Origin of the sequence: Citrobacter sp. C1 (assembly GCF_014596895.2) — a bacterium.
In the GTDB taxonomy this organism is placed as follows: domain Bacteria; phylum Pseudomonadota; class Gammaproteobacteria; order Enterobacterales; family Enterobacteriaceae; genus Citrobacter; species Citrobacter gillenii.
Genome location: NZ_CP115035.1, coordinates 5,027,068 through 5,035,347, shown reverse-complemented (window position 1 = coordinate 5,035,347; position 8,280 = coordinate 5,027,068). Strand labels below are relative to the sequence as shown.

The following is an 8,280-nucleotide window of genomic DNA, read 5'->3' as shown; positions in this document are numbered from 1 at the left end:
GGCGGACTCCACTCGAACAAAAGTCGATAAATGACAAAGGCTGAAACATTCATGATTGTTGGCGCACGTCGAAAAGACCCTGCATGAGGGTGACGTGCGAACCGCTGTCTGCGGTTATATGCCTGATCAGGATCCATTGAAACGATCAGGACCGCGGATCATAGCCTAAACTGAGCGAGAGATCTTCTGTTTCTCACAGATTCTTCCCGATTTATCCACAGGATGATCCAGAATCGGCTAAGTGTAAACGATCCTGGAGAAGTGCTGCAGGTTTTCGCGCGCATATTGAAAAAATTAATGAGTAAAGATGCTTTACTGCGAAAACGATCTAATAAAGATCCCGTGCGATCCTTGCGCTTTATCCACCAGCCCGTATAATTCTTACCCCCAGCGAGTAAAGGTCGCCTCACGGCGTCAACGCTGCCTGTTTTTTACGCGAAACCATGCGGAAAAAAGCGGGAATTAAGGAAAGAGAATTGACTCCGGAGTGTACAATTATTACAATCCGGCCTCTTTAATCACCCACACTGTGGCGTAAGTCGTTCGAAGTTCGTTCGGGTATACGCAAAAGTCAGTGAATTTATTCAAGTTTAGGTAGAAATCGCCATGAAACGCACTTTTCAACCGTCTGTACTGAAGCGCAACCGTTCTCACGGCTTCCGTGCTCGTATGGCTAATAAAAATGGTCGTCAGGTTTTGGCACGTCGTCGTGCTAAAGGCCGTTCTCGTCTGACCGTTTCTAAGTAATAAAAGCTAGCCCCTGAGTGGTTAAGCTCGCATTTCCCAGGGAGTTACGTTTGTTAACTCCCACTCATTTCACATTCGTCTTCCAGCAGCCACAACGGGCTGGCACGCCGCAAATCACCATTCTCGGCCGCCAAAATTCGCTGGGGCATCCCCGCATCGGTCTAACGGTCGCCAAGAAAAATGTTAAACGTGCGCATGAACGCAACAGGATTAAACGCCTGACGCGTGAAAGCTTCCGTTTACGTCAGCACGAACTTCCAGCAATGGATTTCGTAGTGGTGGCTAAAAAAGGGGTTGCCGACCTCGATAACCGTGCTCTCTCGGAAGCGTTGGAAAAATTATGGCGTCGCCATTGTCGCCTGGCTCGCGGGTCCTGATAGCCCTCATTCGGGTCTATCAACGCCTGATCAGTCCGCTGCTTGGGCCGCATTGCCGTTTCACTCCAACCTGTTCGAGCTACGGAATTGAGGCATTGCGCAGGTTTGGAGTGATAAAAGGCAGTTGGTTGACGGTGAAACGCGTATTAAAATGCCACCCTTTACACCCTGGTGGTGACGATCCCGTCCCACCCGGACCATTTGATACCAGAGAACACTAACGATGGATTCGCAACGCAATCTTTTAGTCATCGCTTTGCTGTTCGTGTCTTTCATGATCTGGCAAGCCTGGGAGCAGGATAAAAATCCGCAACCTCAAGCTCAACAGAACACGCAGACAACGACCACCGCAGCGGGTAGCGCCGCCGACCAGGGCGTACCGGCCAGTGGCCAGGGGAAACTGATTACGGTTAAGACTGACGTGCTTGATCTTACCATCAACACCCGTGGTGGTGATGTGGAACAGGCTTCACTGCCAGCTTACCCGAAAGAACTCGGTTCTACCGAACCGTTCCAGTTACTGGATACCACACCACAGTTCATCTATCAGGCACAGAGTGGCCTGACAGGTCGTGACGGCCCGGATAACCCGGCTAACGGCCCGCGTCCGCTGTACAACGTCGATAAAGACGCTTTTGTACTGGCTGACGGTCAAAATGAACTGCAGATCCCGATGACCTATACAGACGCCGCTGGCAACACGTTTACCAAAACGTTTGTTCTCAAGCGCGGTGAGTATGCGGTAAGCGTTAACTACAGCGTGCAGAACGCCAGCGAGAAGCCGCTGGAAATCTCCACCTTTGGTCAGCTGAAGCAATCCATCAATCTGCCCTCTCATCTCGACACTGGTAGCAGCAACTTTGCGCTGCATACCTTCCGTGGCGCGGCTTACTCCACGCCTGATGAGAAGTATGAGAAATACAAGTTCGACACCATTGCTGAAAACGAAAACCTGAACGTCAACGCTAAAGACGGCTGGGTCGCAATGCTGCAGCAGTATTTCGCCACGGCATGGGTTCCGCGTAACGACGGCACCAATAACTTCTATACCGCAAATCTGGGTAACGGCATTGCCGCTATCGGCTATAAATCTCAGCCGGTACTGGTTCAACCGGGCCAGACAAGCGCGATGACCAGCACCCTGTGGGTTGGCCCGGAAATTCAGGATAAAATGGCGGCCGTTGCACCGCACCTGGATCTGACCGTCGACTACGGTTGGTTGTGGTTCATCTCTCAGCCGCTGTTCAAACTGCTGAAGTGGATCCATAGCTTCCTGGGTAACTGGGGCTTCTCTATCATCGTTATCACCTTTATCGTTCGTGGCATCATGTACCCGCTGACTAAAGCGCAGTACACCTCCATGGCGAAGATGCGTATGCTGCAGCCGAAGATTCAGGCAATGCGTGAGCGTCTGGGCGATGACAAACAGCGTCAGAGCCAGGAAATGATGGCCCTGTACAAAGCTGAGAAGGTTAACCCTCTGGGCGGCTGCTTCCCGCTGATCATCCAGATGCCAATCTTCCTGGCACTGTACTACATGCTGATGGGCTCCATTGAACTGCGCCATGCGCCGTTCGCACTGTGGATCCATGACCTGTCTGCACAGGACCCGTACTACATCCTGCCGATCCTGATGGGCGTAACGATGTTCTTCATTCAGAAGATGTCGCCGACCACCGTGACCGACCCGATGCAGCAGAAGATCATGACCTTTATGCCGGTCATCTTCACCGTGTTCTTCCTGTGGTTCCCGTCAGGTCTGGTGCTGTACTATATCGTCAGCAACCTGGTAACCATTATTCAGCAGCAGCTGATTTACCGTGGTCTGGAGAAGCGTGGCCTGCATAGCCGCGAGAAAAAGAATTCCTGATTCGGTTGTAGGCCGGATAAGGCGAAGCCGCCATCCGGCAAACGGAACATAAATTAAAGGGCGGTCAATTGACCGCCTTTTTTATTATTGGTATTTAAGAGACATATCATGAGCCATAACGACACCATCGTCGCTCAGGCCACCCCACCGGGACGTGGTGGTGTGGGTATTCTGCGCATCTCCGGCCTGAAAGCCCGCGAGGTTGCAGAATCCGTACTGGGCAAACTGCCAAAACCACGTTATGCCGACTACCTGCCGTTTAAAGATGCCGATGGTAGCACGCTGGATCAGGGCATTGTCCTGTGGTTCCCCGGTCCAAACTCCTTTACAGGTGAAGACGTTTTAGAATTGCAGGGCCACGGCGGCCCGGTCATTCTCGACCTGCTGTTAAAACGAATTCTGACTATTCCCGGCCTGCGTATTGCCAGACCCGGTGAGTTCTCGGAGCGCGCGTTCCTGAACGATAAACTCGATTTAGCCCAGGCAGAAGCCATTGCCGACCTGATCGATGCCAGTTCAGAACAAGCCGCACGTTCCGCGCTGAACTCCTTGCAGGGTGCGTTCTCCGCCCGCGTAAATCACCTTGTGGAAGCACTCACTCACCTGCGCATCTACGTGGAAGCGGCGATTGATTTTCCGGATGAGGAAATCGACTTCCTCTCTGACGGTAAAATTGAAGGCCTGCTTAATAACGTCATCGCCGATCTCGATGCCGTACGGGCCGAAGCGCGTCAGGGTAGCCTGCTGCGTGAAGGGATGAAGGTGGTGATCGCCGGACGTCCTAACGCCGGGAAATCAAGCCTGCTGAACGCCTTAGCGGGCCGTGAGGCGGCGATTGTCACCGACATTGCTGGCACCACCCGCGACGTGCTGCGCGAACATATTCATATCGACGGTATGCCGCTGCATATCATCGACACCGCCGGTCTGCGTGACGCCAGTGACGAAGTCGAACGCATTGGTATCGAACGCGCCTGGCAGGAAATCGAACAGGCCGACCGCGTGCTGTTTATGGTGGATGGCACCACCACCGATGCCGTCGACCCGGCCGATATCTGGCCTGATTTTATCGCACGTTTGCCGACGAAGTTACCCATCACCGTAGTACGCAACAAAGCGGATATCACTGGAGAAACGCTGGGCCTTAGCGAAGTAAATGGCCACTCACTGGTTCGCCTCTCCGCGCGTACCGGCGAAGGCGTGGACGTGCTGCGTAACCATCTCAAGCAGAGTATGGGCTTCGAAACCAATATGGAAGGCGGTTTCCTGGCGCGCCGTCGTCACCTGCAGGCACTGGCAGAAGCGGCAGAGCATCTCGAGCAAGGCAAAGCTCAGCTGTTGGGCGCCAGGGCCGGAGAATTGCTGGCAGAAGAGCTACGCCTCGCGCAGCAGAATCTCAGTGAGATCACTGGGGAGTTTACCTCCGACGATCTGCTGGGACGGATTTTCTCCAGCTTCTGTATCGGTAAGTAACGTTATGTTGCCCGGTGGCGCGATGCTTGCCGGGCCTACAGGACCCGTAGGCCCGATAAGGCAAAGTCGCCATCCGGCAACAAGTGATTTCCTCACAGGAAATCACTGTTGTCCGAATGGCAACTCGTGCTACTGACGCTCTCCCCGTATTCTTAGCGCCACATTCCTCATGAGGTCGCTATGACACGCTTTTTAATCTGCAGTTTTGCTCTTGTTCTGCTTTATCCTGCCGGTATTGATATGTATCTGGTGGGGTTACCGCGTATTGCCGCCGACCTTAACGCCAGCGAAGCACAGCTGCATATCGCATTTTCGGTGTATCTGGCCGGAATGGCTGCGGCGATGCTGTTCGCCGGTAAGATTGCCGACCAATCGGGTCGTAAACCGGTCGCGATTGTCGGCGCCCTGATCTTTATTTTTGCTTCCGCCCTGTGTTCATTCGCCGAGAGCGGTACGCCGTTCCTGGTGGGCCGTTTTATTCAGGGAATTGGCGCAGGCTGCTGTTATGTAGTGGCCTTTGCGATTTTGCGCGATACGCTCGACGATCGCCGCCGGGCGAAGGTGCTGTCTCTGTTGAACGGTATCACCTGTATCGTGCCAGTTCTGGCCCCGGTAATGGGGCATCTGATTATGCTCAAATACCCGTGGCAGAGCCTGTTCTACACGATGATTGGTATGGGCGTGGCAGTTTGCCTGCTGTCGGTGTTTATCCTGCGAGAATCGCGCCCAGCGACGCTCTCAAGGTCTGCGGGTGTTGAGCAGCGCACCGAATCGCTGGTAAACCGCTTTTTCCTCAGCCGACTGGCGATTACCACGCTCAGCGTGTCGGTGATCCTTACCTTCGTCAACACCTCGCCGGTGCTACTGATGGAGGTAATGGGTTTTGACCGCGGTGAATACGCCACGACCATGGCGATGACCGCAGGGGTCAGTATGGCGGTCTCTTTCTCCACGCCGTTTGCCCTGAGCCTGTTTAAGCCCCGTACCCTGATGCTGGCCTCACAGGTGCTGTTCCTGAGCGCAGGCGTGGTATTAACCCTTGCCAGCTCGCATGCAGTTACACTGTTTGGCCTGACGTTAATCTGTGCCGGATTCTCGGTCGGTTTCGGCGTTGCCATGAGCCAGGCGCTGGGACCGTTCTCGCTGCGAGCGGGCGTCGCCAGCTCAACGCTAGGCATCGCCCAGGTTTGTGGCTCATCACTGTGGATTTGGCTGGCGGCTGTCCTCGGACTTGACGCGTTGAATATGCTGATCGGGATTCTGATTGGCTGTAGCATAGTGAGCATCATGCTGATTATCACTGTTGCTCCTAACCGGTCCGCGCCTACTCATGAAGAAATCCCTCAGCAGTCTCGATCTTAATTTACTGCTCTGCCTGCAGCTCCTGATGCAGGAGCGCAGCGTCACCAAAACCGCCAAACGGATGAACGTCACGCCGTCGGCGGTCAGTAAATCGTTGGCGAAGCTGAGATCCTGGTTTGACGATCCGCTGTTTGTAAACACCCCGCTGGGGCTGACGCCGACGCCGTTGATGGTCAGTATGGAACAGAACCTGGCGGAGTGGATGCAGATGGGCAATCAGTTGCTCGATAAGCCGCATCACGAAGCACCGCGCGGGTTGAAGTTTGATCTGGTGGCCGAGACGCCGCTGGTGATGATCATGTTCAACGCACTCTCGCAGCAGATTTATCAACGCTATCCGCAAGCGTCCATCAAAGTGCGCAACTGGGATTACGATTCGCTGGACGCCATTATTCGCGGTGAGGTGGATATCGGCTTTACCGGGCGCGAAAGCCACCCGCGCTCACGCGAGTTGCTGAGCCTGCTGCCGTTATCTATCGACCATGAAGTGCTGTTTTCCGATCTCCCCTGCGTCTGGCTGCGCGAAGATCATCCGGCGTTACGAGAAGAGTGGAACCTGGAGACCTTCCTGCGCTATCCGCATATCAGCATCAGTTGGGAACAAAGCGATACCTGGGCGCTGGACGATGTGCTGCAGGAGATGGGACGCAAACGCACTATCGCCCTGAGCCTACCGGGGTTTGAGCAGTCGCTGTTTATGGCCGCCCAACCGGATCACGCGTTGATAGCCACTGCCCCAGTCTACTGTCAGCGTTATAATCAACTCCACCAGCTTCCACTGGTGGCACGCCCGCTGCCCTTTGATACCGCACAGCTGGAAAAAATGCGCGTACCGTTCACCCTGCTCTGGCATAAACGTAACAGCCACAATCCAAAGATCGTCTGGCTGAAAGACACGATCAAGACGCTCTATCGTGATATGTCCTGACACTGCGCGCCCAAATTGTTGCTAAATTAACCATGATAGTGTCAGAAATGTAAATGTCGCGTAATGTATCCCGTTTTCGCCTGATTTTTAGGCAGCAAAGCCTGCCTGGACGCCGTGTAAATGTTACTCTGGTAATAATCACGGACCATTAATCACGGAGCGAAAAATGGCGACACATTTTGCCAGAGGGATTCTTACGGAGGGACACCTGATTTCAGTTCGCCTCCCTTCTCCATGTCATATCGAAGCAAACAGCCTCCCAACTCACCGCCGAACACGCTTTCTGGCCTCCAGAAGCCTCCTCGCTGAACTGATGTTTATGCTTTACGGCACCAGCTCGCTGCCCGAAATCGTGCAACACGCCAAAGGCAAACCGGTCTTTCGCGATAAAAATCTGCCCGGATTTTCCATTTCCTACGCCGGAAATATCGTCGGCGTGGCGCTGACGACAGAAGGCAGCTGCGGCCTGGATATGGAACTTCAGCGAGCAATCCGTGGGTTTAACTATCCACATTCGACGGACACCAGGCGCTTTTCCAGCAACGAAAACCTGTGGATCAACAACCAAAGCGATCCGAATGAAGCACGCGCACAGCTCATTACCCTGCGCCAGAGCGTACTCAAACTTACCGGTGATATGAGCAATGACGATCCGCGCGAACTCCAGTTGTTACCCGGCGCCGGACGCCTGAAATGCGCCCATACGGCGCAGATCGAAGCCATTTGCGATGCGGAAGATGTGCTGGTGTGGTCGGTCGCGGTGACGCCAGCTATTGAAAAACTCAAGGTTTGGGAGTTTGATGGTAAGCAGGATTGGAAAAGTTTGCCCGATATCCAGACTCGCGCCAATGCGCCAACGGGCCGCCTGATCCGCTTTTCTCAATTATCCGCAGCGAAGAACTACACGCTTAACTGATTTAACCTTCATGATGAAACAGGAGTAACCATGTCCGAAACATTGAATGTTGTTACGTTACTGGGGAGCCTGCGCAAAGGCTCATTTAATGGAATGGTTGCCCGTACGCTGCCAAAAATTGCCCCGGCAGGGATGGACGTCAACGCATTACCGTCGATTGGCGATATTCCACTGTACGATGCCGATCTCCAGCAGGAAGAAGGTTTTCCGGCAAGCGTAGAAGCGCTGGCGGAGCAGATCAGAAAAGCGGATGGCGTGGTGATTGTCACACCAGAATATAACTATTCGGTACCAGGTGGACTGAAGAACGCCATCGACTGGCTGTCCCGTCTGCCCGATCAGCCTCTGGCAGGCAAACCGGTGCTGATCCAGACCAGCTCAATGGGCGCGATTGGCGGTGCCCGCTGTCAGTACCATCTGCGCCAGATTCTGGTGTTCCTTGACGCCATGGTCATGAATAAACCGGAGTTTATGGGCGGTGTCATTCAGAATAAAGTGGATACACAAACCGGCGAAGTGATTGATCAAAGCACGCTGGATCACCTGACGGGCCAGTTAGCCGCCTTCGGGGATTATATTCAGCGCGTAAAAGCATAAAAGAAAAAGC

General features: G+C 53.9%; 9 protein-coding genes. All 9 read left to right on the top strand.

The annotated features are described in order from the left end of the window. Positions 1–606 precede the first annotated feature (606 nt). Positions 607–747, top strand: a complete 141-nt coding sequence (rpmH, locus tag IB214_RS24060) for a 50S ribosomal protein L34 (RefSeq protein ID WP_003023858.1) — start codon at positions 607–609, stop codon at positions 745–747. 17 nt (positions 748–764) lie between these two features. Continuing rightward, positions 765–1,124 carry a ribonuclease P protein component gene (rnpA, locus tag IB214_RS24055; RefSeq protein ID WP_096758995.1) on the top strand — a complete coding sequence of 120 codons (360 nt, stop codon included), beginning with the start codon at positions 765–767 and terminating at the stop codon, positions 1,122–1,124. Continuing rightward, the gene (gene yidD / locus IB214_RS24050) at positions 1,088–1,345 is read left to right on the top strand and encodes a membrane protein insertion efficiency factor YidD (RefSeq protein WP_003023846.1); all 258 of its coding nucleotides are present in this window, start codon (positions 1,088–1,090) and stop codon (positions 1,343–1,345) included. The genes rnpA and yidD overlap by 37 nt, the downstream gene beginning before the upstream one ends. 2 nt (positions 1,346–1,347) lie before the next feature. Then, entirely contained in the window at positions 1,348–2,994 is a 1,647-nt protein-coding gene (gene yidC, locus IB214_RS24045) for a membrane protein insertase YidC (RefSeq protein WP_117342602.1), read from the top strand. Between the two features lie 108 nt (positions 2,995–3,102). Beyond that, positions 3,103–4,467 (top strand): tRNA uridine-5-carboxymethylaminomethyl(34) synthesis GTPase MnmE, encoded by a 1,365-nt coding sequence (gene mnmE / locus IB214_RS24040; RefSeq protein WP_117342603.1) that lies wholly within the window; start codon positions 3,103–3,105, stop codon positions 4,465–4,467. Positions 4,468–4,647: 180 nt separating this feature from the next. After that, the gene (locus IB214_RS24035) at positions 4,648–5,829 is read left to right on the top strand and encodes an MFS transporter (RefSeq protein ID WP_117342604.1); all 1,182 of its coding nucleotides are present in this window, start codon (positions 4,648–4,650) and stop codon (positions 5,827–5,829) included. Beyond that, positions 5,798–6,757, top strand: coding sequence for an HTH-type transcriptional regulator YidZ (gene yidZ / locus IB214_RS24030; protein ID WP_117342605.1), 960 nt, complete (start codon positions 5,798–5,800; stop codon positions 6,755–6,757). Before IB214_RS24035 ends, yidZ begins: the two co-directional genes overlap by 32 nt. Positions 6,758–6,923: 166 nt before the next feature. After that, on the top strand, positions 6,924–7,673 hold the full coding sequence (locus tag IB214_RS24025) for a 4'-phosphopantetheinyl transferase superfamily protein (RefSeq protein ID WP_117342606.1): 750 nt from the start codon (positions 6,924–6,926) through the stop codon (positions 7,671–7,673). Positions 7,674–7,703: 30 nt separating this feature from the next. Next, entirely contained in the window at positions 7,704–8,270 is a 567-nt protein-coding gene (locus IB214_RS24020; protein ID WP_096758989.1) for an NADPH-dependent FMN reductase, read from the top strand. Positions 8,271–8,280 lie beyond the last annotated feature (10 nt).